The organism is Pleomorphomonas koreensis DSM 23070, assembly GCF_000425185.1.
GTDB lineage: Bacteria > Pseudomonadota > Alphaproteobacteria > Rhizobiales > Pleomorphomonadaceae > Pleomorphomonas > Pleomorphomonas koreensis.
The window spans coordinates 1-1,737 of record NZ_AULH01000065.1 but is presented as its reverse complement, the minus strand read 5'-3'; the positions used below and the strand labels follow the sequence as shown (position 1 = coordinate 1,737).

The 1,737-nt window shown below is 59.1% G+C and carries 2 protein-coding genes and 1 pseudogene; all 3 read right to left on the bottom strand.

Going from position 1 to position 1,737, the window contains the following annotated elements:
- Positions 1-95 precede the first annotated feature (95 nt).
- Positions 96-526: pseudogene (locus tag H512_RS0120045) on the bottom strand (transposase); the annotation flags it as partial.
- Between the two features lie 133 nt (positions 527-659).
- Positions 660-1,151 carry a phosphate-starvation-inducible PsiE family protein gene (locus tag H512_RS0120040; protein WP_011982932.1) on the bottom strand — a complete coding sequence of 164 codons (492 nt, stop codon included), beginning with the start codon at positions 1,149-1,151 and terminating at the stop codon, positions 660-662.
- A 114-nt stretch (positions 1,152-1,265) separates the two neighbouring features.
- Positions 1,266-1,737 (bottom strand): Hsp20/alpha crystallin family protein (locus tag H512_RS0120035; RefSeq protein ID WP_026784912.1); only part of this gene is annotated, 472 nt, incomplete at its 5' end.

Here is a 1,737-nt window from a genome sequence, read left to right as displayed (position 1 = left end):
TGTCCTTCAGGTTGGTCTTGAACAACCCGACCCTACCGGAAAACACTGGTGACCACCGCTACCCTGCTACACCACGCCCTGGGACACGATCCCGACAGGTGCGACTGCTCAACGATCCGGATTATCTCAAGCTTCTCGGTGGCGGAGTATCTCATTCGTCGTCGCCCCCATCCGCGATCATGCTTTTTTTGAGCAGGCGGTTTTCCAGGGTGAGATCGGCCAGCGCCTCTTTCAGGTCGCGGCTTTCACGACGCAGCGCTTTCACTTCGTCGCTGGTGGCCGAGCGGGCAGTGTCTCCGGCGAGCCGCTTCTTGCCCGCTTCGAGGAATTCCTTGGACCAGCTATAATACAGGCTCTCGGCGATCCCTTCACGGCGGCAGATCGCGGCAATGCTGTCTTCGCCGCGCAGCCCCTCCAACACGATGCGGATTTTGTCCTCCGCCGAGTGATGCTTTCGCGTCGCGCGCCGGATGTCCTTGATTGTCTTTTCGGCCCCCGATGTCTGCGGCCCGGTTTTCTTTCTCATCTTCGCTTCCTTTGATAGAGCTACGATGAGCCGAAAATCCTCTCTTCTCAATTAAGCCTGTTTGGTCTCGTAGGCGTCGATCCGGGACATGCGAGAGAGGTTGATGAAACAAGTCGAACGAAAACGCTTCGGCTCATTGATCGCCTTCGGCATTTTTAGCACCGGGCTCTTCGCGCCGGTCCTGATCGCGCACCAGCCAGTGGACTGCTCCGAGCGCAAGAGCCGCGCCCGCGAGGGCGGCAATCTTGGCTGGCTCCGTCTCGCCAAGGTCGAGGATGATAAATTTGCGCGCGATCGCGAGGAGCGCGATCAGCACGATCGTGCGGACCTGGAGAATGCCGAAGCTGCGTTCTGTCGCCACAAGAAGGGAGCGCTTGAACTCGAGCGCAATTACAACGGTGAAGATCATTCCGAACACCACCTGGAAGGTGGCGTAATCGAGCGTGTCGAACGCTCCCAAGACCAACCGGTTCACGACCTCGCGCATCAGCGCCCAAACCGACGCCACGACGATAACCGCAATGATGGCGCTGAGGACGAAAATGACGACCTGTTCGAACTTCTCGTAGAGCGTCATCGCCGACCATTGTTCACGGGTTAGCCCGGATCGTTTCAGGTCTTTCATCATTCCCCCTCGAAAGCCGCCCCGGAGAAACAGGCTCCCCGGGGCTCACCAGACGGCGTGATATCAAACGGAGCTGAGCGGACGCCGCAAACCGGCGACACCCAATGTGGCAAATCAGCCGTTCTTGACATCGATGCGCTTGATCTTCGCCTGCGCCTCGGGTGTCTGGGGCAGCTTGATCGTCAGAACCCCGTTCTTGAAGGATGCCTGCGCCTTTTCGCCATCCACACCGGGAGGGAGCGGAATTGTCCGGTAGATTGCGCCGTAGCTGCGCTCGGACAGGTAATACCCCTTCTTCTCCACCTGGCGCTCGATCTTCTTCTCCCCCTTCACAGTCAACATGTCATCGTTGACCGTCACCTCGATGTCCTTCATCTCCATGCCCGGCAGCTCGATCGACACTTCGATCGCGTTGTCGGTCTCGACCATGTCGGATTTGGCTTCGCCGCTGCCCCAGGGCCATTCGAACTGACCGACCCGGTTCCAAAAGTTCTCGAACACATGGTTCATTTCGCGCTGGAGTGTCGCGATCGGGTTGTCTTCGCTGCTCTTGGCGTCTGGCGCGCCGTCCTTGCGCGCCCAGGGG